Source organism: Paenibacillus sp. FSL R5-0923, assembly GCF_038009145.1.
Lineage (GTDB): Bacteria > Bacillota > Bacilli > Paenibacillales > Paenibacillaceae > Paenibacillus_AQ.
The window spans coordinates 465,817-490,760 of record NZ_JBBPAT010000001.1; the positions used below are offsets into that span (position 1 = coordinate 465,817).

At 42.3% G+C, this 24,944-nt stretch carries 18 protein-coding genes; 11 read left to right on the forward strand and 7 right to left on the reverse strand.

What is annotated here, in order from left to right:
- Positions 1-10: 10 nt before the first annotated feature.
- The gene (hflX, locus tag MKX35_RS02040) at positions 11-1,276 is read left to right on the forward strand and encodes a GTPase HflX (RefSeq protein ID WP_076299935.1); all 1,266 of its coding nucleotides are present in this window, start codon (positions 11-13) and stop codon (positions 1,274-1,276) included.
- A 112-nt stretch (positions 1,277-1,388) separates the two neighbouring features.
- On the opposite strand, the gene MKX35_RS02045 is transcribed toward hflX, so the two are convergent.
- The 5 genes from MKX35_RS02045 to MKX35_RS02065 all read right to left on the reverse strand — a co-directional run bounded on the left by MKX35_RS02045 (position 1,389) and on the right by MKX35_RS02065 (position 10,954).
- Positions 1,389-5,156, reverse strand: coding sequence for an S-layer homology domain-containing protein (locus MKX35_RS02045; protein WP_076299936.1), 3,768 nt, complete (start codon positions 5,154-5,156; stop codon positions 1,389-1,391).
- A 300-nt stretch (positions 5,157-5,456) separates the two neighbouring features.
- Positions 5,457-6,185 (reverse strand): protein-glutamine gamma-glutamyltransferase, encoded by a 729-nt coding sequence (locus tag MKX35_RS02050; RefSeq protein WP_076286645.1) that lies wholly within the window; start codon positions 6,183-6,185, stop codon positions 5,457-5,459.
- Positions 6,186-6,262: 77 nt separating this feature from the next.
- Complete coding sequence (locus tag MKX35_RS02055) at positions 6,263-7,522, reverse strand: PucR family transcriptional regulator (RefSeq protein WP_081382945.1); 1,260 nt, start codon at positions 7,520-7,522, stop codon at positions 6,263-6,265.
- 790 nt (positions 7,523-8,312) lie between these two features.
- The gene (ald, locus tag MKX35_RS02060) at positions 8,313-9,446 is read right to left on the reverse strand and encodes an alanine dehydrogenase (RefSeq protein WP_042184149.1); all 1,134 of its coding nucleotides are present in this window, start codon (positions 9,444-9,446) and stop codon (positions 8,313-8,315) included.
- 281 nt (positions 9,447-9,727) lie between these two features.
- Positions 9,728-10,954, reverse strand: a complete 1,227-nt coding sequence (locus MKX35_RS02065; protein WP_076299937.1) for a Zn-dependent hydrolase — start codon at positions 10,952-10,954, stop codon at positions 9,728-9,730.
- A 228-nt stretch (positions 10,955-11,182) separates the two neighbouring features.
- On the opposite strand from MKX35_RS02065, the gene MKX35_RS02070 reads away from it, so the two are divergent.
- The 4 genes from MKX35_RS02070 to MKX35_RS02085 are packed head-to-tail and all read left to right on the forward strand — an operon-like array spanning position 11,183 to position 16,196.
- A complete protein-coding gene (locus tag MKX35_RS02070) occupies positions 11,183-12,214 on the forward strand; it encodes a glycosyltransferase family 2 protein (RefSeq protein ID WP_076299938.1) in 1,032 nt (343 codons plus the stop codon).
- Positions 12,211-13,338: a polysaccharide pyruvyl transferase family protein gene (locus MKX35_RS02075; protein ID WP_076299939.1), complete on the forward strand. Its 1,128-nt coding sequence runs from the start codon at positions 12,211-12,213 to the stop codon at positions 13,336-13,338. Before MKX35_RS02070 ends, MKX35_RS02075 begins: the two co-directional genes overlap by 4 nt.
- Complete coding sequence (locus tag MKX35_RS02080) at positions 13,313-14,860, forward strand: sugar isomerase (RefSeq protein ID WP_076299940.1); 1,548 nt, start codon at positions 13,313-13,315, stop codon at positions 14,858-14,860. The genes MKX35_RS02075 and MKX35_RS02080 overlap by 26 nt, the downstream gene beginning before the upstream one ends.
- 19 nt (positions 14,861-14,879) lie before the next feature.
- Positions 14,880-16,196, forward strand: a complete 1,317-nt coding sequence (locus MKX35_RS02085; RefSeq protein ID WP_076299941.1) for a glycosyltransferase family A protein — start codon at positions 14,880-14,882, stop codon at positions 16,194-16,196.
- On the opposite strand, the gene MKX35_RS02090 is transcribed toward MKX35_RS02085, so the two are convergent.
- Positions 16,170-17,282: a threonine aldolase family protein gene (locus MKX35_RS02090; RefSeq protein ID WP_076299942.1), complete on the reverse strand. Its 1,113-nt coding sequence runs from the start codon at positions 17,280-17,282 to the stop codon at positions 16,170-16,172. The genes MKX35_RS02085 and MKX35_RS02090 overlap by 27 nt on opposite strands.
- Positions 17,283-17,439: 157 nt before the next feature.
- Here MKX35_RS02090 and udk point away from each other — a divergent pair, with 157 nt between their 5' ends.
- The 6 genes from udk to MKX35_RS02120 all read left to right on the forward strand — a co-directional run bounded on the left by udk (position 17,440) and on the right by MKX35_RS02120 (position 23,670).
- On the forward strand, positions 17,440-18,066 hold the full coding sequence (udk, locus tag MKX35_RS02095; RefSeq protein ID WP_042123429.1) for a uridine kinase: 627 nt from the start codon (positions 17,440-17,442) through the stop codon (positions 18,064-18,066).
- Between the two features lie 162 nt (positions 18,067-18,228).
- Positions 18,229-19,821, forward strand: coding sequence for a spore germination protein (locus MKX35_RS02100; protein WP_076299943.1), 1,593 nt, complete (start codon positions 18,229-18,231; stop codon positions 19,819-19,821).
- A gap of 97 nt (positions 19,822-19,918) precedes the next feature.
- Positions 19,919-21,031: a GerAB/ArcD/ProY family transporter gene (locus tag MKX35_RS02105; protein ID WP_076286653.1), complete on the forward strand. Its 1,113-nt coding sequence runs from the start codon at positions 19,919-19,921 to the stop codon at positions 21,029-21,031.
- Positions 21,032-21,055: 24 nt separating this feature from the next.
- On the forward strand, positions 21,056-21,286 hold the full coding sequence (locus MKX35_RS02110; protein WP_076286654.1) for a hypothetical protein: 231 nt from the start codon (positions 21,056-21,058) through the stop codon (positions 21,284-21,286).
- Positions 21,287-21,330: 44 nt separating this feature from the next.
- Positions 21,331-22,536 (forward strand): Ger(x)C family spore germination protein, encoded by a 1,206-nt coding sequence (locus MKX35_RS02115; protein ID WP_076286655.1) that lies wholly within the window; start codon positions 21,331-21,333, stop codon positions 22,534-22,536.
- 21 nt (positions 22,537-22,557) lie between these two features.
- The gene (locus tag MKX35_RS02120; protein WP_076286656.1) at positions 22,558-23,670 is read left to right on the forward strand and encodes a GerAB/ArcD/ProY family transporter; all 1,113 of its coding nucleotides are present in this window, start codon (positions 22,558-22,560) and stop codon (positions 23,668-23,670) included.
- A gap of 164 nt (positions 23,671-23,834) precedes the next feature.
- Here MKX35_RS02120 and MKX35_RS02125 read toward each other — a convergent pair whose 3' ends face one another.
- Entirely contained in the window at positions 23,835-24,866 is a 1,032-nt protein-coding gene (locus tag MKX35_RS02125) for a LacI family DNA-binding transcriptional regulator (RefSeq protein ID WP_076286657.1), read from the reverse strand.
- Positions 24,867-24,944 lie beyond the last annotated feature (78 nt).

Sequence of the window (24,944 nt, forward strand, 5' to 3'; positions counted from 1 at the left end):
GAATAAATATATGGAACAACTACGAGAAAAAGCTATTATAGTCGGTGTTCAGCTACAAAACGAAACAAACTTCGATTATTCGATGGAAGAACTCACTAATCTGGCAGCTGCCTGTGACCTAGAAGTTGTCGGAGAACTTAGTCAGAAGGCAAGCCGGATCAACCCTTCCCACTATATCGGCACAGGCAAAATCCAAGAATTATCTGCGCTCTTAGAAGCGCATGATGCTCCTATTGTTATTTTTAATGATGAGCTGTCTCCTTCACAGATTCGCAATTTGGAGTCTTCTCTAGGCCGTCAGGTCATTGATCGAACGATTCTGATCTTGAATATTTTCGCAGAAAGAGCGAAGACCAAAGAAGCACAGCTGCAAGTAGAAGTAGCCAAGCTGCAGTATATGCTGCCCCGCCTGACAGGTCTCCGAGAATCCCTCGGAAGACAAGGCGGTGGTGCTGGGCTGAAGAACAGAGGCGCTGGTGAAACGAAGCTGGAGCTGGATCGCAGAAGAATAGAAGAACGTATTTCAGCGTTACAAGTTGAGCTTCAACAGCAAGTAGCAAGGCGCCAAATTCAGCGGAAGCAGCGGCATAAGAATGAGGTTCCAGTCGTCTGTCTCGTCGGCTATACGAATACCGGCAAGTCCAGCTTAATGAATGTGATCGTGGAGACGTATCATCCCGGCTCTAATAAGCAAGTGTTCGCCAAGGATATGTTATTCGCTACGCTGGAGACATCCGTTCGGAGCATTGAGCTACCGGATCACAAAACCTTTTTATTAACAGATACCGTTGGATTCGTCAGCCAGCTTCCCCATCATCTGGTCAAAGCCTTCCGCTCCACGCTCGAAGAGGTGACCGAAGCTGACTTATTGATTCACGTAGTCGATATTTCCGATCCGCAGCATGAGCAGCATATGGCCGTCACTGATGAGACTTTGAAAGCGCTCGGCGCGGACCAAATTCCAACGGTTTATGCCTACAACAAGGCTGACCTAACTGACTTGCCTTACCCTCACCTTGAGGGTGACAATGTCTATCTCTCTGCCAAACAAAATAGCGGGATAGCTGAACTTACAGATCTGATTCGCAGCCATGTGTTTACGGATTATGTACAGTGTGAAATTCTGATTCCATTTGATCGCGGCAATGTGGTCTCCTATTTCAACGAGCATGCCCATGTTCAATCCACTAGCTATGAAGAAACAGGCACACGGCTTGCGCTAGAATGTAGAAAATCTGATTTCGAGAAATTCCGCAACGACTTTGTTGAGCTTTAGGCTATTAGACACAGCAAAGGGGCTGTCCCATAAGTCATAAATGACTCAGGGATAGCCCCTTCTTTTTCTTATTGGTGGAGCTGAATCCGGTTAACTACCCGAAACATTTCACTTAGTGTGCAAGTAATTTATCCAACAAACGAATGATCATCGCAACCGACTCCGCACGGGATGCAGCATCATTTGGTTTGAACAATTCGTTGCCTTTACCAGTTACTATGCCAGCAGTTGCAAAAGCATTGATTTGTTCTGAAGCCCAGTTCGTAGCTACATCCAAAAATAGATTGGATGCGTTAGGAACATAGTTTGTCAGACGAGCAAGCATTGCAACGATCTCAGCGCGGGAAATTTCTTGATTCGGATGGAAAGAACCATCACTGTAACCCGTAATTACCCCTTTAGCTTGTAATGCTGCAATCGATTCTGAAGCCCAATGCCCTTGCGTGTCAGAGAAAGATGAACCGCTTGAATTCGGTAGACCAAAAGCTTTTGCTAACATTGTGGCGAACTCGGCGCGAGTTACCTTTTGATTCGGATGGTAAGAACCATCACTATATCCCGTTACAATCCCCATCTTAGCTGCACGCTCCACTACAGAGGCACTCCACGATGATACCGGAACATCAGTAAAGTTTATAGCGGGAGCAGACTTCTCTTTTTCCACGATAGCTTTAACTGCATCTACATTTACCTTGTCGTTGAATACCGGCTTCGACGCTGTTGGCTTCGATGTCGATGTTGGCGGTGTTGGCATCGCTGTTGGCTTCGATGTTGGTATTGGTGGTGTTAGCGTTGCTGTTGGCGTTGATGTTGAATTCGGTGTTGGTGGCGTTGATGTTGGTGTTGGTGTTGGTGGCGATGTTGGTGGCGTTGATGTTGGTGTTGGTGTTGGTGTTGGTGTTGGTGTCGGCGTTGGTGTCTCAGTTTCCGTTGTTTTCTTGACAGAAAACTCATCGATTAATGTACCCGCACTTGTACGTGCCTCCACATGAATCGCATCCGCAGTAATTTTAATAGCGGAGTATACAGGAACGTCTTCATCAAAAATATAATTCAAATAATTATATTGGGTGCCATCATAGAATTTCCAGCCTGAAGCACCACCATCAAGGTATACAGTACCCTCATTGGTAGCTTTATTTGGCTTTCCATCCATCATTGGATAGGTACGCGCATATACATGATCATGACCAACCAGAACCAAATCGACTTTTTTCTTTTCTAATATGGGTGCAAAATAGGTTTGGGTGTACTCAACAAGGGATTCTCGGCCATTCTCTGTATGATAAGCTGGACGGTGGAACATAACGACAGTCCATTTTTTATCATTCTGATCCAAATCGTCCTTTAACCATGCTGCTTGATCAACCATCTGTTCCTCTGTGCCTTCTGAGTTCAATACGACAAAATGAGTATCATCGACTTCATAGGAGTAAGCATATTGCAGTTGGGATTCTGGTCCGTTTTCCGGGAAATTCGCACCTTTGGTGAACACATCCTTCCCTTCACTCTTCACATCATGGTTGCCCAGTGTTAGTGCAGTCGGGAGTTTTGTTGCATAAACAGAAGATGCTAGCCAGAACTTTTGCCATTCTTCGAATGCGCCGCCCACATCAACCATATCTCCACCATGCATAATAAACTGTGTTGATGGATATTGTGTCAAAGCGTTAGTCATTAGCTCTTGATAGATTTGTAATCCTGGCAGTTGATTCGTATGGGAATCCGTAATAAACAAGAATGAGGTCGGTGTTGATTTATCCTGATCGACAGTAGAATATTCATGCCACTCCGACCATTTGTCTTCATCGCCTACACGATATTTGTAAGTGGTATCTGCTTTCAAGCCCTTAACCAGGACATTATGAAACCGGATTTCACCCTTCGTTCCATTTTCCTTCATACTAAGCACCTGCAGCTCACTTTCAGCTTGCTGCTGCTTTACTTTATTGTTGTCTGGGCTTGCACCTGCTCCCCATTCACCAGTTTCGATGTATTGAATATACGTAGAGGTTTGATCTGGTTTTGTTTGCCAGGCAGCACTCAGTTGTGAAGACATATCCTCTGCGACATAGGTTTGAATATATTGCGGTTCATTCATACCATACTGCTCTACAACTTCATAATTGACAACCTTACTGTTCTGATCACCGATGACTGCTTGTACCTGATAGGTTCCAAGTGCCAATGTAGTGAGGTCTGTTATTAACTGTCCTTTAGCATCTGTTTTACCAAGGCTGCCGCTCAATAACTGACTACTAACATCAGCTTCAGAGATATAACCTGTTGTTTGTCCGTCTGCGAGAATAACCTCGTAAAATCCATTCTTAGCTGCTGTTGAAGCATAGTAACGTTCACCATCATTTGCAACCATGATTACATTAGAAGATGTATCATCATCCTCATATACACTAGACGTAACAGTGTTAACTGTAACGACTGAGCTTTGCTTTAATAATCCAGTGAAAACAATATCCGCACCTTCATACGGATTGCCTCCATGGTCTAACACTGTAAAGGTAGAAGGTGTACCCAAACCAACTCCCGTCATTTTTAGCTGATAAGGGAAACCGATTGTATAATGAATAGGCGCAGCTAATGGTGTACTCGTCTGAACGCCGCCAGCAGTAAGACTCGCATTACTCATTGTTATGGTTTTGTACGCTTCACCACGCTCTAAGACGGCATGAGAGCTCACTCTGAAGTTAACAGTAACGACATTTTGAGCTGCTACTATTACGTTATCAAGTGCTACTTGAACCATGCCGTGCTCATTATCAATATCTGAGGTTAGGGAGACTCCAGCCGCCTGAGTAATGCTTTCAACTTGAAGGGTGCTTGCATCATAATTCAAGGTGAATTTTGCCTGCTCTGCTTTCAAGTAATCTTTAATATTAATATGAACAGGATAGATTTCATTACTTACTGCTTCTTCGTCTGCAGTCATGAACAAACGCTCTCCTGCATTTATTGTGAAGGTGAGTTTTTTGGTTGCCGGGTTACCATTCTTGTCCTTCACTTCAATCACAAGCTCATGATAACCGCCATCTACATATTCTCCTGGGTAAGTTAATACATTTGTATCTGGAGAATAGTGCACTTCATCCGTGATATCCGTTCCATCTAACTGAACAGATAAGGTACCCAAATCCAGACCTGATCCGTTATCTGTCAGCTCAACCTTCAATTCATCAAGTGGAGTGTTTAAGACTTCATTTTCAACAGGGGCTATAGGTTTAATGGCAGGAACGTCCTTATCCTCATCAACTTCATCATAGATAAAGGTAATATCATCTACCCAAATAGAGCCTTTGTTTTTCTTGCTCATATTCGATTGTTTCAATTGGAAAAACAATTCAAGAACAATCGGACCCGGTTTACCCTGCGGAATATCTGCCTCGATATATTTCCAGCCGGACCAGTTGATACCCACTTGATTTACATCATAAAATTCTGCCTGGAAAGAAGATCCGCCTAGATCTCTAAATTTTGTCGTCAGCAAATGTCCTTCATTGTTTGCATAAACCCACATGCCTACTTTAGTAGGGTAACCTGTAACTGGGATATTCCCCGTTTTATACCCGACTTCAATTTGAGAGGGGTTATCTACTATGCCGATCATATCGTAATCAATTCTAGCCGAATATTGCCCATTTCTTACAAGCTTCTTGTTATCTTCCAAATGCAGCGTAGCATTATACATACGTTTAGGATTAAATTTCACATCATTGATTCCATCTTCAAAGTCTTCGACCAGGATGGATGGCGTAGTATCATCTGCTGCGTAGACATAATTATTTTGACTAAAGCCTGTATTAAACCCTCCTCCTAGCAACGTTATCGCTGATGCAATCACTATTGTCTTACGTAATGTATTCATGCGCTTATCCTTCCCCCTTGTTAGTAAAGCATTGATCAATGAGTACTATAACAGTTCAATGTAAAATTAAACCTTTGCTATTATTAAAGATTTAAATTGTATGCATGACGTAATATGCAAGAGTCACAAAGAGGTGGCAATACAGCTACTCAAGCTTTAATGACTACGAACTAGAACTATTGAATCCACACGAAAAAAAGACACCCTAGATGGTGTCTTTACTGAAACTACGTATGACGGACAAACGGATGGTGAAGTGATTTTTCAGGAAGATTACTCTTCTTGGTACCCTCTTAGCTGTTAAATCTTATAAATGTAGCTTCTAGTCCCTATTCTTGAAAACACAGTGCACTCAGAGCCTCTATTTTCCGCCATGGGTAAGACAGAACCTGTAGATAGTCGCTGTAAATAATTAAAATCAGGATGTATCGACTCATTCGTAAGAAAAGCTGAGGTATTGCTTCCGGGCGATCTTTCCTCATTAAGAGAGGCTATGATGACTTCTGCAGTGGTTATCCCAATGCCGTGGCCATAATACAGGTCTTCTTCAAGCTTAACAGCATTCTCACCCTGCCACTCTGGCTTGCTAGGCGCATGATCTGGATTCCTGAAATACACAATATCTCCCCGCAGCATCTGATCCTTATTATAGTTCGTAACTAAGCGCAGATTCTCGTCGTAGTTCCAATCCCATAAGAATAAATCCTTAAAATACCTATTAAAGGCTTCTTCACCTATAGCTTCAATTGTCGCCCTGTACATAACAATGACCATCGCTGTCGCACATTCGAAGGCATATAAATGTCCGTTCTGAAAAATGTCTTTAATCCCCACCGAAGGCGCCACACCAGCGTTCAGCTGTAGTCCTCCAATATCTGTACGCGTCCAAAACTGCGGGTTGCAGCGCGACTCATCAAATGTTGCAAAATCCGCTCCACTGTTATTTAAAGCTTCCGCCGATTCCACGATGCTGTCTCTCATTTTCCGTTCAAAGTCAAGGGCATCGGGTGAACGAACTTCCTTCACCATGCTTAGTCCCTCCAATATTATAGGTTCTAAATATAGGTTATTGTACGTGTTCGCTGCCCAGTTGGTGCTTAATTCATTTATTCCCCTGACTCAACAAACCACTGATTGAGCTGCCTGGTCTCTTCCGTCAAAATATCCAAATATATAGAAGTGCGGTATCCCGTATCCTTTAAGCTTTTTCCCGTAATCTCTGCTATGCGATTTAATCTGTACAGCAATGTGTTGGTATGAATATGTAAAAAAGCGGCGGATTCCTTCAAGTTTCCACTGAGTGATAAATAAACGGCAATCGTTTTTAGAAAATCACTTTTATGCTCGCGATCATGCTCTTTTAGCGGATACAGTAAAGGACTTTTACGGGTCCGACTACGTTTTTGCTCTATAATAGCCGGAACATACGCCCAAAATCCAATATCCTCATACAATAGTAACTCTCGGCCATGAAAAGGCAGCAGCTTCTTGATTTCCAGAATGGAACCCGCTTCCCAGTACGCAATGGCTGCCGACATATATTCAGTGTAATCCAGGCTACAGCCTGCAGCCAGCATACAGCTCTCACTCTTACGCATATCCTCGATAATTTTGTGCATGAACGAATACAGACCACCCGTCCCTTCCATGCGAAAGCTGAATGAAAACAATATAATTAACCGATTGTGCTCAGCAGTCAGAAACAATAATTTCAGCCCCGGATAGGAGGTCATAGTTTGCCGAAACCGAAGTACGAAGTGGTCATTGATGACCTTGTCACTCTCAAACACGCTAATATAATATTTGTCAGGCAAAAGAATCGACCAAACTTCCGCGTCCTGCTTGATATTCGCTTCATTGTCATAATGGGAGGTAAGCAGCTTCCAGAAAAAATCCTCCTGCGTTTTCTCCTGCTTCGTCTTCCAACCCCGTTGCTTCAATATATAACGACCAACGATGGCCGCCGCTTTCTCTACAATATTCTCTGCGTGACCTTCAACTAGATTGCCTGCATCCACTACCCATATGTACCCGAGTATTTCCTTCTGATGTTTGATGCAAATAGCGAGTCGGGGGCCAAGACCTACCTCCATGACCGCAGGAATCCGAATCGGACGTGTAGCGCTCTCAAGCTGCTGCATAATCCCCTTCTTGCGTAAGCCAATAATCACAGCGTTAGGTACACGCTTTCCAATAATGGTCGAAATTCTCGCGGAATCACTCTCAAATTGATGGGAGCTGTATCCGATCACATGATGATTGCTGTCCTCAATCGTAACTTGGGATTGAAGAGATTCACTAATCGCATCCGCCAACGATTCCATACTATCGAAGAAACGATCAAACAATGGATCCTTTTCCGTCACTAGCCCCACCCCTGCCTGAAAAAATAGCCGAACCTTGTACTCTAGAGTGATTTTATTATAGTATGCGTGCTCCCAGCTGACTATAAGATAATGGGATGGGGGCGAGATGGTGGGACCTTGAGATCGCCGGGTGGAGGAGTTACGAGGTTATAGAGTTGCGTGGGGGCGGAGTTGCTGAGTTACGGGTTACGTTGGTTACAGGGTTGCGGGTTTGCATGGGACGGAGTTGCCGGCTACGTTGATGCGGGTTACGGCGTGACGGAGTGGCGCGACAGTACATAAACCGCTACTTGATAGAGCCCCTTTAGAGTTTTTAGGGAATTCCTCCCTAAAATTCTGTATTTTAGGCTTGGTTTACTACTAATCAGGGAAAAACTCCCTAATATTCAACCGATCAGGTTATTATTGGGCATATTCTTCGTATTTTTAGGGAGAAATTCCCTAATTATAGCGTTTCAAGCTATTTTCGCGTAATTTTTAGGGAGGATTTCCCTAAAAATCATCACCAACACACATCCACCCGATCCAACCATCTTCATAACGCAGTCCTACAGCCTTTAACACCGAACTAGTAGATTTCTGCTGGATCTAGCCACACTGAAGCCGCTCCTAGCTACCTCCTAGATCAAACTAACAGACTTCTACCGGATCTCCCCACACCGAACTGAGCCGAAATTATTACTCCCAGAAACAACAAACAGCAAACTCCCATAGCGGGAATTCGCTGTCTATTGTCCCTAAATATCACCACTCATTTGGAACGCATCTATTCATCTCAATTTAGCTCTATTTAGCTCATCGTGAACGTCTGCTCCATAGCTTGTTCTACCGTAAAATGTTTCTCGCCAAGTGCTTCAGCCACGGCTTGGCAGGTGATTTTACCGTTGGCGACATTTACGCCGCTTCTTAGGCCGGCATTATCCTGAATCGCCTTAATCACGCCTTTATTGGCAATTTGCAGGGCGTATGGAACGGTGACATTGGTTAAAGCGATCGTCGAAGTTTTGGCCACAGCGCCCGGCATATTAGCAACAGAATAATGCAGCACGCCGTGCTTGATAAATACAGGATTATCATGTGTTGTCACTCTGTCGATCGTCTCTACGATACCACCTTGGTCAATGGCCACATCGACAATCACTGATCCCGGCTTCATGGTCTTGACCATTTCTTCTGTAACCAGCTTCGGTGCTTTCGCACCCGGAATCAACACCGCACCTACCAGCAGATCTGCCTCAGCTACCACTTTGGCAATATTGTAAGGGTTAGAGATCAGCGTATTGATCTGTGCCCCAAAAATATCATCTAATTGACGCAATCTTTCTGCACTGAGGTCAACAATTGTAACATCAGCACCCAAACCGATAGCCATTTTTGCAGCGTTTGTACCTACTACTCCACCGCCGATAATGCTAACTTTGCCACGACTAACCCCGGGAACACCGGAGAGAAGAATCCCTTGTCCGCCATAGTTTTTTTGCAAGAACTGAGCGCCAAGCTGAACAGACATCCGGCCCGCCACTTCACTCATCGGTGTTAATAACGGCAAGGTACGTTCATGAACAACCGTCTCATACCCGATGGCAAAGACACCTTTGTCTTTGAGCGCAGCGGCCAGAGAAGGTTCAGGCGCAAGATGCAGATACGTGAACAAAATAAGGCCTGGACGGAAATAAGGGTACTCGCTTTCCAGCGGTTCTTTCACTTTCATCACCATTTCGGCAGAGCTCCAGACCGTAGCTGCGTCCTGAATCAGCTTCGCTCCGGCAGAAGCATACTCTTCGTTCGGAAATCCACTTCCCACACCAGCCCCAGCTTCCACCAGCACTTGATGTCCTTCTTTAATAAGGCTAACTACACCCGCAGGCGTTATGGCTACACGATTCTCATTATTTTTAATTTCTTTAGGCACTCCGATAATCATCATTCATCTCTCCCGTCTAATGTAGATCCCTTATGTAAAGAATGATAACATACGTTTAGTATTCCCAATTTGGTAAAAAATTAAAATATTATCTATCATCATTGTGTTTTTACACAAAGGATTCGACTTAAACCGCCCAGTAACTTTATGTCATTTGGTACCCAACACAACCCTAATCATTATCTCATAAAAAAAGACACTGCTTAAAGTGTCTTTTTGACGATTTTGTATGAAATTAAAGCACTACTTCCATAATGGAATGTTATGTTTAGTGACGCGCATTACTTTGACAGTAATAACAACACCGTTTCTAGGATTACATTTACCCCTTTTTCACAGTCTTCATAGGAGGTAAACTCCTCTTCACAATGACTTTTTCCCTTCACACTAGGTACAAACACCATCGCGGATGGCAGAAAGCTGGCTACGAACTGAGCATCATGCCCTGCGCCACTTGCGATCTTCCGTTTAGAATAACCCAAGGTTTGTGCCGCTTGCTCTACTAAATCACATATCCCCCGGTCAAACCAAACAGTCTCTCTACCCCAAAGCTTGGTCTTACTTACTCCGCAGTCCAGTAGCATCTCCGGCAAGCTATGAATAATAGCTTCCACCTCACGAACAATCTCCATATCTTTATGTCTAGCCTCAATGGTGAAGATCACTTTATTGGGAATGACGGTATGAATATTAGGAAACACATTCATTCTGCCCATGGTATACACCAGTTCAGAATCGAGTCCACTAAGCTTGTTTCTAAGCTCCGTGATCAAATCCGTGGCAGCGAACAAGGCATCCTTGCGCATTGCCATAGGCGTGGTGCCCGCATGATCCGATTCCCCCGTCGCCTCAATCTCATAACAGGCCATGCCAACTACACAGTCCACCAGACCAATCGACAGTTCTTCTTGTTCTAGCACGGGACCTTGCTCGATGTGAAGCTCCAAATAAGCAGTGGCTTCGGTAATACGATTGCTCGCGTCTCCCTCATATCCACTCTCCTCCAGCGCTTCGCCAAAGGTAATGCCCTCCAGATCTTTTTTATTCAACATTTCTGCCTTGTCGAACTTACCGGCCAGCACACCAGAAGCCATCATCGAAGGCTCAAAGCGAGCCCCTTCTTCATTTGTGAAATTCATAATGGTCACCGATAGCTTCGGTTTTATCCCGTGATCCACGAGTGTGCGAACTACCTCTAGTCCAGCGATTACCCCAAGGATACCATCGAATCTGCCGCCTTTTTTCACAGTATCCATATGCGAACCAATCACAATAGGAGGCCCAGACTCTACACCCGCAAGCGTAGCGTACATCGTGCCCATATCATCCACCTTCACAGACATCCCCAATTCTTCACAACAGGATCGAAAATAATCCCGAACCTTAAGATCCTCTTCCGTCAGCGATAACCGGGTCACGCCGTTGTTATCTGTACGCCCATAATCCGCAAATGCCTCAATCGTATTCTTTAATCTCTCACCGTTCACGAATATTTTTTGCAGCTGCATCGTAGGTCCCTCCGCTTCGAGCGTTCATGATTTTATAGACTTTCTATATATGTTATACCAATCGATATGATTGTCATTTTACATACTGTAATAATTATTATTCACGTGATGTTACAACGAATTAGAGGTAGCAATAAGTAAACTAAAGTAGTATATACAATCTTTTGATACGAAGGGTAAGCTTAAGATAGCTATTTATCCAGTTCTACCAAGGAAAGGAGCCAGCACATGAATCTAAGCATTGTGGTCCCTGTATACAATATTGAACATTATATAACCCCTATGTTTGATTCACTCCTTACCCAAAGTGGACCGCATTTCGAGGTCATTATCGTGGACGACGGATCTACAGATAACACCTACAACGTGATAGCAAATATTCTCGCACTTCACCCCGATCTTTCTTGCAAAGTCATTCGAACAGAGAATCAGGGAGTTAGTGCGGCTAGAAATAGAGGCTTAACAGAAGCTACAGGGAAATATGTGCTGTTTCTGGATGGTGATGATTATATCTCTACAGACTTAGTACGAACCATTCATACCTATACTCAACCATCTGACCCCGAGATTATTTGCTGGGGATATAGCCATGTCACAGAGGATGGAGTCACTACTTTGAGCTACACCTCCGCTTATAGCCACATAACAGGCAGTGAAGCGCTGACTCATATTTTTGTGAACAAAAGCTTGCGAATATGGACAGGGAGCATAGCGTATAACCGGGAATTATTGCTCCTTCATGGGCTCCAATATACGGAACGCTGTGTGAATGGAGAAGATCAGGAATTTATCTACAAAGCCTTATCCAGAGCCACTACAGTCATCACATTGCCGGATATATTATCGTTTTATTTACAAAGAAACACGTCGATTTCCAACAGCTATAATGTGAAAAAATTTGATGTCGTTGGTGTATTCAAACGGGTAGATGCTTATTTCGAGGCCCATCCCTTTGAGAAGCTGGATATGATATCTCCTTATATAAGAAATCGCGAATTGATCGAGAATTACTTTTTCAACCTAAAAACCTGTCTAAATGGGACAGAAGGCGTAAGCATTCATAAGTTACTTCGCGACATCGATCATACCTATCCGGAACTAAACCAAGAAATGTATGAACTCATAAGACGTTATAGAGGGAATGATCGAAGATTAGCCCTTTATATCCGAGCATTCTTAATCTCCCCGCTTCTATATCACAGATTCATTTCTGTGGAGAGAAGCTTATCCAGGTTCAAGCGAAAGGAATCTAGAATATGAAGAAGATGCTGATCTATGCCTATACCGAATTTAATTTGGGCGATGATTTATTCATAAAGGTGCTATGTGAAAGGTATCCGGATACCGAATTCAGAATCTGTGCTCCACGCCTATACAAGCTATGCTTCAAAGAGATCAGGAACCTCAAAGTGTATCCTTCCGATTCCATTTTCTTAAGAGGCATTGCCTTTATTTGCAGAAGGTTAAAGATACATAATCTGGCGCAAAAATTCATGGCAAATCGTTCCGATGGTGTTGTTCATATCGGCGGCTCGATCTTTATGCAGGCAGAGCATTGGGAGGAGCATTTTAAGAACGCAGAAGCCATCCGGAATAAGAACAAGCCCTACTATTTATTAGGATCGAATTTCGGCCCTTACACAGATAAAGAATATTATGAGGAACACAGGCGGATTTTTAAGGACTATACAGACATCTGCTTTAGAGAAAAGTACTCTTATGATTTATTTGAGGATCTGAATAATGTCCGTTTAGCACCCGATATTATTTTTCAGCTTAACCCGTCAGATCTTCAAACCGAACCAGAGGATTATATCGTCTTATCCGTCATTAAGCCTTCTGTTAAAGGTCTGAACGGTTTTGACAACCTCTATTATGAAAAAATGAAAGAACTCGCAATTTATTTCATTGAAAAAGGCTACGCTGTTCATTTTATGTCATTTTGTGAACACGAAGGCGATCAGCTGGCGATTGAGGAAATCCGGAATCTTATGGGCCACTCCTATGAGGATGCCACCCAAGTGCATTTATATAAAACGAATATGGAAGAGGTCTTGGCCGTTCTAGCCCATTCCAGCTTTATCGTAGCTTCAAGATTCCATGCGATGATCCTCGGCTGGGTTTTGGGTAAACCAGTGTTTCCCGTCGCTTACAGCAAAAAAATGATCAATGTAATGGAAGATGCCCAGTTCAAAGGGCTATATACCGATTTCACTACACTGGAGCAGCTCCAGCCTGCGCAGGTTTTTGAAAGTATGACCACTCACTATATGGATGTCACGCCGCAAGCCAAACATGCCGAAAGGCATTTCGAGCATCTGGATACGTATTTATCGCTTTACGAAAGGAGGATACGTTATGAGAGCCAAGCGGAGCATTCTTAACTTATCTTTTGGACTCGGGAGTCAGCTCATTACGATCATCCTCGGTTTTTTTATCCCCCGACTGATTATGGTCAACTATGGCTCAGAGGCCAATGGTTTAATCGCTTCTATTGTACAAATTATTAGTTATTTGGCACTGCTGGAAGCCGGCGTAGGCGCCGCTTCGATCCAAGCCCTATATAAGCCAGTAGCTTCGGATGATAAGAACCACATCAACTCTATTTTGGCCGCCACCTCTAGCTATTATAAAAAAACAGGCATTTATTATTTCTTCGCCGTTCTTCTAATCGCCACCGTGTATCCATTAGTGATCACTTCTGACATCGATCGATTATCGGTTATGCTCATTATTTTACTTACAGGGATGGGCGGAGCGATCAATTATTATTTCCAAGGGAAATTCAAAGTGCTTCTCGCTGCAGAGGGAAAAAGCTATGTAGAGACTTCTATAGTCACCGTAGCTAATATTCTGAACAATGTAATTCGGATTCTGTTATTACTTCAAGGCGTTAACATCATTGCTGTGCAAGCTTCCTATTTCATATTGACCATACTTCAAATCGTCGTCTTCTATATTTACATCAATAAGCATTACAAATGGATCAACCTAAATCTTAAACCAGACTATGAAGCCATTGGTCAAAAAAATTCTGTCTTAGTCCATGAGATCTCCTACTTAGTGTTTAGAAATACTGACGTGCTAATCCTGACTATATTTACGAACTTAAAGATCGTCAGCATTTATGTCATGTACAACATGATTTTTACGATTGTAGATAACATCGTCCAAACCATAAACGGAAGCGTGAAGGCTGCTCTCGGTCAGAGCTTTCATGAGAGTAAAGAAGCCTTTATTAAATTTTATGATGCTTACGAAGTGTATTTTATGGGGCTCATTTTCTCGATTCTAACGGTAGCTTACATTCTAATTCTACCTTTTATGAAACTGTATACCGCTGGGGTAAATGACGTGAATTATATCGATATGTGGCTGCCGATCCTGTTCGTAGTCATCAAATTATTAACCAATGCCAGAGCTTCTTCTAATAATGTGATTACGATCGCCGGACACTTTAAGAACACACAGAACCGTTCCATACTAGAATCCACTATCAATCTAGTCGCTTCTATTGTCTTCGTTATCTTTATGGGGATTTACGGTGTATTGATGGGGACGATAGCCGCTCTCTTATACCGCTCCATAGATATCGTGATCTACGCTAGCAGACATCTGCTGAATCGGAGTCCTTGGGTCACCTTTAAAAGATGGCTAACGAATGCAGTGGTTTTTGTGGGTATTATTCTGATCTCTAGCGCTATCAATATCCCCATCCATTCCTATGCGGGAATTATGTTGTGGGGTGCACTGCTAGGACTTGTGATCTTGCCTGTCTATTTCGTAATCGCCTCCTTGATGGAACGGGAAGTATTCCTGTATACGTGGGGGCATCTCAAAATATACCGAACTAAGCTCAAAAATAAGGTTATTGCTAGACCTGAGGTAAGTAGTATATCCAAATAACACATCAGGAGGACCCCAAATGGATCATAGCGAGGTTTTGCAGCAAGCCTGTTACGTCTTTCTAAATGACCTTAATGATGAAATCAACCATTCATCTGCACTTCAATTGGATGATCAAGAGATATTCCAACGATGCCGCCTGATCATAGCTAAAGAACAAAATCCGCAAGTTAAAACCTATCTAGAAATCTTATCTGAGGTGATCCGTGCTTATCTCACAGGGAGAGCTTCAGAAGATGCATTAAGGTTCTATCTGTCAGAGCAATTCAGTATTGTGAACGAAGAAATTGACGGGTTAATCCATGGGATCGTTGCAATCAAACATCAGTCCTCCCATACGGATACTTCACACTCAGCACTCCTTTCCTTTGCCGATTATCCCAAGGTTAGTGTCATTATCACTACTTACAATAGAAAGGCATTTCTATATCAAGCGATCCAAAGCATCTTAAAGCAAGACTATCCTTATATAGAGATCACAGTTATTGATGATTGCTCTACAGATGGCACGGAAGAGTTAATGCATCAAAGCTTCGGAAGCGAGTCACGGGTAATATATATGCGGAACGAAAAAAATAGCGGCCCGGGTAATAATCGCCGTAAGGCTTTTGCTGCTCATGGTGATGGGGAGTACGTTCTTTTTCTCGATGATGATGACTATCTGATTGATATGAATTATTTAAGTAAGGCTGTGGACTTTCACAATCACCATCCCGAAATATCATTCGTGGCTGCTAATGTGTTTCTTGAATTTTCAAAGGCCAAGCAACTGAAGATCAGTAGCCTACAGCTAAGCAGGATTATTAAGAAGCAGGATTATTTCATGAATTTCGAGAAAAAAGGATATCCGAAGCCCTCCTCCACCTTAACAACTGTCTTTAAGCGTGAGGCTTTAATGGCTATGGATATCCTGAATATGAACATGGTTAACGATGCTTCTATTTATCTGCGTTCTTTGTTGGTCGGTGATGCTGGCTTCATAGATACCCTTGCCGGTGTGTACAGATTACACGGGGACAACATTACTTTTAATTTGAGTCAGCGATTCTTAATTGAGAATCTGGAGGAGAAGCTGTTAATTAAGAATATGGCCGTTCAGAAATATGGCTATCACGAGCAGGAAATGACGGAATGGTTTAACCATAATGCATATGATACGATCTCATACTATTTATTAAATTCTGCGAAAGACGCCACAGACTTTAAATTCATGTATCATTGGGCCCTTAACCATTGCCCGCCGATCTACAATCAATTAAGAAATGAATTCCGTACAAAGCTTATTAAAAAACAATTATTACGGATCTCGTTACTTCGAACGCTGCTCGGAAGATGATTCACGCATTAGCTTATCGAGCAGCAGTAAGAATCCTTTTACCTCTTCTTTTGGGATGTCTGCGTACTTGTCTCCAATACTGATCTCGCAATAAGAACTATGTTCTCCCGTTGGTCTTATCGCTGCGCTTAAACCGATTCCTGTTGCCTCATATGCAGAAGACAGGATCGGTTCAATGCTCTCCCTAGACATTTGAAAATGCATATGAAACATGTTGGAGACAGGCTCAGCAGGTAACGTAGTCACCGCATGACATTGATTAACTAAAACAGCAAGCTCTTTAGCCCCTTCATAATACTGCTGCATCTTATCTACTCTTTGCTGGTAGTAATAATCAGAGGAAATAATGTATGGATACAGACTGATTAGGTCGCCACCATGCCGCCGTTTCCATATCTTCGATTGCTTCGTAAACTCCTCACCGCCTGCAAGAATCGCTCCAGCAATTCCTCCGATTCCTTTATACAGTGAGATATAGACACTATCAAAGAGGGCGCAGATCTCAGCAGCTGTCTTTCCATAATAGGGAAGCGTCTCAAGCAATCTTGCGCCATCCAAATGCAGCTTAATTCCCCGAGCACGGCAATGTACAGAAATCGCTTCAAGCTCCTGATACTCTGGTAACTGTCCGCCAATCTCACGCTGTGGCAATTCAAGCAGCAGACAAGCAATATCATCCTTCATTTGTAATACATCATCCAAGGTAATTAGTCGATTCTTATCCGCAAGTAGGACAGGCTCGATATGATGCAATTCCTTCAACCCATCCTGCTCATGGATCTCTAAATGACATAAAGGGTGATAGGCGACGCTCTTGAGTCCTTTTTCATCACACCATATTCTTAAAGCAATTTGCTGTGCCATCGTTCCACTCGGAAAGAAGACTGCTGTTTCTTTTCCCAAAAGCTTCGCCATTTCCGACTGGAAATCCTCAATCACCTTTCCCGATCCATAAATATCAGATGGTGTACTATTCTCTACAGCTTCAAAGGCTTCCTTCAAGACTTGAACATCTCGATCCCCATGTCCTACGATTCGATAAGTCGTTTCATTAAACGCCTCTTGCACTGATTTTTTTCCGTTCATTGGTAGAATTGCCCCTTCCGTGTTTGCCTTGTCCCTAATATAGACGAATTTCAAAAAATCCCATCTTAATTTTACCCGATCTAAGGTGAAAAAACATGAGCGCTGTGCTACAATATTGGAATTGCAACGGCAATCTTAGGGAGGGTTATTGAATCACATGCTCATCATTGGTATCGCCGGCGGCACCGGCTCGGGAAAAACAACCGTAGCCCGCTCCGTCATTGACCGTCTTGGAACGGGAAAGGTAACTTTCATATCTCAAGATAACTACTATAAAGATCATTCACACCTCAGCTTCGCTGAACGTGAATCCATCAATTACGATCATCCTTTCGCTTTCGATAACGAGCTGCTTATTGAGCATCTTAAATGTCTGCGAGAAGATAGGGCCGCATATGCACCGGTGTATGACTTCACAGTTCATGCCCGCTCCACTACGGAGACTGTAGAACTGAAACCAAACAATATTGTAATCATCGAGGGACTCCATGTTCTATCCGACGAGAACCTCCGCGATATGCTTGATATCAAAGTCTTTGTTGATGCTGATCCTGATGTACGCATCCTCCGCCGGGTACTCCGAGATATCGAGGAACGTGGTCGGAGCATTCAATCGATCCATCACCAATATTTGAGCACGGTTAAACCAATGCACGAAGCTTTTATTGAGCCATCCAAAAAATACGCCGATTTGATCATCCCTGAAGGTGGCCATAATGAGGTCGGTATCCAGTTGTTGTCCATCCTAACTGAGAAACATTTATATAACGACTGGACGTCCTAAAGTTCTTAAATACCTAGTTCTAGCCCTAGCTGTCGAGATTCTCTCGACGGCTTTTTTTTGCATGCTCATCCCCAAATCTGCAGTTGATTATTCAAAGAATAATCCCACCGCATTTTGGTAATAGCTAATTTCACAGCAGCTTGCGGAAGAGGGATAACAACTATGGGATTTCTAAACAGAACCATAACAAAAATATTCAAAAACCCTACATTAGGGCACCCCAACCCCACTAGAGAATTACCTAAAGAACCTCTCAAAGAAAACCTTCAAGATAATATTGAACATATAAAAAAGGCGCTCGGCAATAGCACAGACCTTGTGATCAGAGATTTCTTCATTGGCTCCAAGCAACAAATGAAAGCCGCTATTTTCTATACGGATGGACTTGCTGACAGTAAAGCTATTCAAGATTTCATTCTGGAGTCCCTTGTCTTAGAAATTCCAGATTTGAGCTTAGAACCTGAGAAAGACAACTATTCCTTATTAAAAAATCACATGCTTACCGTAGGTGATATCAAAGATGCGACGGAGTTCCATTCTTTGTTAACCTCCTTATTATCCGGAGATGTGATCCTCTTACTAGATGGATACGCTAAGGGTTTCACGATTGGCATGCGTGGTTGGAAAGACCGTGGTGTCACGGAAAGTGCTACAGAAACGGTGATCCGTGGACCTAAGGAAGCCTTCACAGAAAGCTTGCGTACCAACACTGCATTAATCCGGCGGAAAATAAAAAATCCAAATCTGTGGTTAGAAACACAACAAATCGGACGTATGACCCAAACCGATGTATCCATTATGTATATCAAAGGAATTGTAGATGATGGGATTGTACAAGAAGTACATACACGTTTAGATCGAATCGACATCGATGGCATCTTGGAGAGTGGTTATATCGAGGAATTAATCGAGGATGAAACCTATACTCCATTTCCAACGATCCATCATACCGAACGACCTGATGTTATTGCAGCTGCGCTAATGGAAGGAAAAGTAGCTATTTTAGTAGATGGAACGCCTATAGTCATGACGGTTCCTACTACATTCGTTTCCTTCATGCAGACCGCTGAGGATTACTACCAACGTGCAGATGTTGGTACCTTAGTTCGGATGCTCCGTTATTTCTGTATATTCATTTCATTATTAGCCCCATCTTTATATGTAGCTATTACTACCTTCCATCAAGAGATGTTGCCCACAACGCTACTCATTAGTTTAGCTGCTCAACGGGAAGGCGTGCCGCTTCCAGCGTTTATTGAAGCCCTCTTAATGGAGCTTGCTTTTGAGATTCTAAGAGAAGCCAGTGTGCGTATGCCTCAAACCATAGCCCAATCTGTCTCTATAGTAGGAACGCTAGTCATTGGAACGGCTGCAGTAGATGCTGGCATTGTTTCTGCCGCCATGCTCATTGTCGTAGCTGTCACGGCAATCTCCAGCTTTGTACTACCAGCCTTTGATCTCGCCTTGACGGTCAGAATGCTTCGTTTCCCAATGATGTTTCTAGCGGCTTCCTTTGGATTGTTCGGGATCATTATCGGGATTATTGCGATTGTTCTGCACATGTGCAGTTTACGTTCCTTTGGAGTTCCTTATATGAGCCCGCTAGCTCCGTTTAATCTTGTTGATCAAAAGGACACCTTTTTTCGAATGCCTCGTTGGGCTATGTTTACCCGTCCTAAGCTAATTAATCAAAAAAATCTCGTTCGGGAAAAGAGTACACCGCCGGAAAAACCGGGAGATCTGACGGAGGAATAAATCTTGAAACGAAAATCTTTGTTAAATTCGCTTGTTTGGGAAAGTAACTAACTCTTTCTTGGAAGAAATGAAGTAATCATTAGGAGTGAACGAAACCATGTTAGAAAAGGGAAAAATAAGTGCCCGTCAGCTAACCATTCTTGTCATGCTCCTTACTATTGGCGATTCTATCCTTATAATTCCCTCTTCCACTACAGAATACGCCAGACAAAATGCCTGGATTTCCACTTTAATTGGGATGGTAGCAGGTTTATTAGCAGTCTATATGTACAGCAAGTTCGCAAAGTCATATCCCAATTTAACGCTTATTCAAGTGATTCAAAAGGCTTTTGGAAAATGGATAGGAACTATTATATCCCTTACATTTTTAATCTATTTTCTTATGGTTTCCGTTGGAAGTATGCGAGAAATCGGTGATTTTGTGACCTCTGAAATGTTACCTGGAACCCCTATTCCGGCCACTCTAATCTTGTTTATACTGATTATGATTATGGCAATACGACTCGGTATTGAGGTTATAGGGAGAGCTAGCGAGCTCTTCATTCCTATGTTCATTGTCTTATTCCTAATCCAGACGATTGCTATTATTCCCCAGATGGAAATTGTCAGAATACTGCCCGTATTGGAGGACGGAATAAAGCCTGTTCTAAGAGGGGCTATCTCCATCACTACTTACACCTTTTTAGAAACAGTTGTCTTTCTCATGATACTTCCTTATGTAAATCAACAAAAAATGATAACAAAGAGTTTCTTACTGGGTACGCTTCTAGGCGGTATTGTAATTTTTATTACGCTCACCGTCTCCATCCTGGTGTTAGGTCCGGATCTGACGACTAGAGATATCTATCCCAGTTATAACATCGCAAGGCGTATATCAGTTGGCGGATTCTTCGAACGGGTTGAAGCCATGATAGCTCTACAATGGATGTTAACTTTGTTTATAAAAGTAACTTTGTACTTCTATGCTTTCGTTCTGGGGTTGTCCCAATTATTAAAATTAAAAGATTATCGCGTGTTATCCTTACCCACAGGGATGATTTTAGTGGCACTCGCTCCAATCATTGCTCCGAATTTCACTTATTATAACGCTATTTTTGATAATTATTGGGTGTACTATGTTATAACCTTCGGTATTTTTGTACCGTTTGTGTTATTAAGTATGGGCATATTTCGTAGAGCACTCAGCAAAGACTTAACATCTCGGAACTAAAGATTGTTTGGGAGGTTGTGAACATTGGGTATAGTAGTGATCCTCATCATTGTAGCCGTTATTATAGCCATCGAAGTGCCTCTTATGCTGAGGAAAAATTTAATCAAGGAATTTTGGGTTTTTTTATTTCTTCTGTTGCTGGGAACTTTTTTTAGTCTGATTTACGTCATGAATATCTCGATCTCAGACCCGTTAGCCTGGATGGTGTTCATCTATAAACCTGTAGCCGACATGGTAAATGCCTGGTTATCTTAAAAATAATGGGACTAAACCCGAGAGATCTAACGGAGGAATACACCATGAAACGAAGATCACTTCTACTTTGTCTTCTTGTTCTCATACAAATTGGGTTAACTGGTTGCTGGAGTCGACAGGAAATGAATGATCTCGCGATTGCCGTAGGGATCGGCATCGATAAGATCGGAGATCAATATCAAGTTTCTGCACAAGTGGTTTTACCCAGTCAAATCGCTGGCTCAAAAGGGGGAAGTCCTCAATCACCCGTTAACCTTTACAAAGAGACAGGAAATACTGTATATGAAGCGCTTAGGAAGATCACAACCATTAGTCCACGTAAAATTTACATCTCTCATCTGCGGATCTTAGTCCTTAGCGAGGCTCTGGCTAAAGAGGGAATCAATGACGTTCTTGATTTCATGTCAAGAGATACCGAAGCGCGAAATGATTACTTTATTGTGGTGGCAAAGGATGCACGGGCAGAAGATACTTTGAAAATATTAACTAGCCTCGAAAAGATTCCTGCTGTGCGATTGTTTTCCAGCCTAGAAACATCGGAGAAAAAATGGGCACCTACATCTACTGTGACATTAGGAACACTGATTACAGAACTTGTAAGTAAGGGTAAGAATCCAGTCTTAACAGGGGTTGTCATCAATGGAAATGTAGATGCAGGAGAAACTCCGAAGAATGTAGAAACCGTAGATTCTCCAACAGAATTGAAATACTCTGGATTGGCCGTATTCAAAGAGGACAAATTGATCGGTTGGCTAAACCAAGAGGAATCAAAAGTGTATAACTATTTAACGAATAAGGTAAAGAGTACGATTTCCTTCATTAATTGTCCCCAAGATAAAGATAAAAAGATATCTCTTGATATATTTAAGGCCGAATCAAAAGTAAAAGGCAGCATGAATGGCAACAACCCAGAAATCAGTATCGAGCAACATATAGAAACAGATTTAGGAGAAGTTCAATGTAGAAATCTAGACCTCACCAATCCAAAGACCATCACCGAATTAGAACAAATCGCTAACGTGAAAGTAGAGCATTTATTCCAGACTACGATTAAAAAAGTACAACAAGAATACAAATCCGATATTTTTGGATTTGGCGAGGTCATCCATCGCTCTAACCCACAGGCGTGGAAAAAACTGAAGGATAATTGGGATCAAACCTTTGTTAACTTACCAGTAAACGTAAAGATGAACATAGAGATTCGCCAGTTAGGGAAAGTAACTAACTCTTTCTTGGAAGAGACGAAGTGATAAATTGGAGGGAACAAAGCCATGCTCGAAAAGGGTAAAATAAGTATTCGTCAACTTACCATTCTTGTTATGCTTCTTACCATTGGGGATTCCATTCTTGTAATCCCCCCTTCCACTACACACTACGCCAAACAAAATGCCTGGATTTCCTCCTTAATTGGAATGATCGTAGGTTTACTAGCCATTTTTTTGTACAGCAAATTCGCAAAGTTATACCCCAACCTAACGCTTATCCAAGTGATTCAAAAGGTTTTTGGAAAATGGATAGGGACTATTATATCTCTTTTGACCTTAATGTATTTTCTCATCGTTACCGTAGGAAGTATGCGGGAAGTCGCTGATTTCGTGACCTCGGAAATGTTACCCGGAACCCCCATTCCGGCCATTCTAATCTTATTTATACTGATTGTCATTATGGCAACACGACTCGGTATTGAGGTTATCGGACGAACGGGTGAGATCTTTACTCCCATGGTTATAATCCTATTTCTAATCCTAACGGTCGCCATTATTCCTCAGATGGAAATAGTCAGAATGCTGCCCATATTGGAGGACGGAATAAAGCCAGTGCTAAGAGGGTCCATCTCCATTTCGGCTTACACCTTCTTAGAACCCGTTGTCTTTCTAATGTTCCTCCCTTATGTAAATCAACAAAAAAAAATAACAAAAGCCTTATTACAGGGCTGTTTCCTAGGTGGGATTATCATCTTCCTGACAGTCACTGTTTCCGTATTAGTACTAGGTCCGGATTTAACGACCAGAGATATATATCCCAGTTATAACATAGCAAGACGCATATCGGTTGGTGGGATCTTTGAGCGGGTTGAAGCCATGATAGCTCTAATGTGGATGTTAACCTTGTTTATAGAAGTAACATTATACTTCTATGCTTTCGTCCTAGGGTTATCCCAATTATTAAACTTAAAAGAGTTTCGGGTGCTAACTCTGCCTACTGGGATGATCCTAATCGCACTAGCACCTCTCATTGCTCCGAATTACACCTATTACAATGCGGTGTTTGATAATTATTGGGTGTACTACATTATAACCTTCGGGTTATTTCTACCCTTGGTATTGTTAAGTGTGGGGATGTTTCGAAGTGCACTGAGCAAAGACTTGAAATTTCGGAATTAAATAGGAGCGGCCTTTTCTACCTAATAACAATCCGAATCCGAGTAGGGTCACCGAATGCGGTGAGAAACCGTGTGATGCTGCTGATATCATTAAGTTTAATCTCTTGCGGTTCTATCTCCCCACCCCGATTCGTAAATAAGCTTAAACATATGAACTTTTTGAAACTACAAAATAGATCTCGTAGATTCTCTAACGATTAATTCTGCAGGGAAAATCTGATGCGCATGATTTACCTTCTTATTAATGAGATCAAATAAAATCTTAATCGACGCTTCCGCAATTTCTACTACTGGCTGTTTGATGGTAGTGATAGAAGGATTATAATAGAAGGAAATATCCAGTCCGTCATAACCTGCCACAGAGTAATCTTCTGGCACTCGCTTGCCTGCTTCAAAAATGGCTTTACAAGCACCGATGGCCATACTATCTGATAAGGTGAAAATAGCGGTAAACTCTTCCCCTGACTCCAGCAGTTCTTTTGTAACCGCATACCCATTTTCCATACTATAGCTATCAATATCTTCTTTCATCCGCCGTACTAGCCGTTCATTATAAGCTATTCCATGATCAGAAAGAGCCTTTTTATATCCTTCATATCTTAATTTACCGATACTCACATCATCTTCAGGCGCGGTAATAACTGCGATTTTCTCATGTCCCAGATTACATAAATAGTCTACAATTTTGTAGCTCTCATTAAAGTCATCTACAGATACAGAAGAATAGTTACTTAGATCAAACTCTTCCGTCATCCCAATCGTGCTGAGGACAAATGGAACCGTCAATTGCTGTAATTTTTCTTGAGAGTGTGAGAATAACCCCCCCAGGAACACAATTCCCTTCAGGCGCTTTTCTTTCTCCAGCTCAATTGCCACTTCAATCTCATCTTGATTCTCATCGACTCGCTGTAGGATAAAGGAGTACTTCTTTCGCTGGATCTCTTTTTCAAATACTTTAATCATCGGGCTGAAAAATGGATTAGATATCCCTTTGATCAATACTGCAATTGTTTTCGAATCGGAACGTTTTAAATTTCTGGCACTGTTATTCGGTACATAATGGTTTTCTTTGATGACCTTCATAACCATCGCTTTTGTTTCTTCATTAATATCCGGATGATTATTTATAGCTCTAGATACTGTAGTCACGCCAACCCCACATAATTTGGCGATATCTATGATAGTCAATCTCTCCATTTCTACCTTTCCTTTACACGTTAAATAAGAAAGTAGGGGATTCTTGAAGAGAAGACTCAACAAGAAAAGCACCCTACT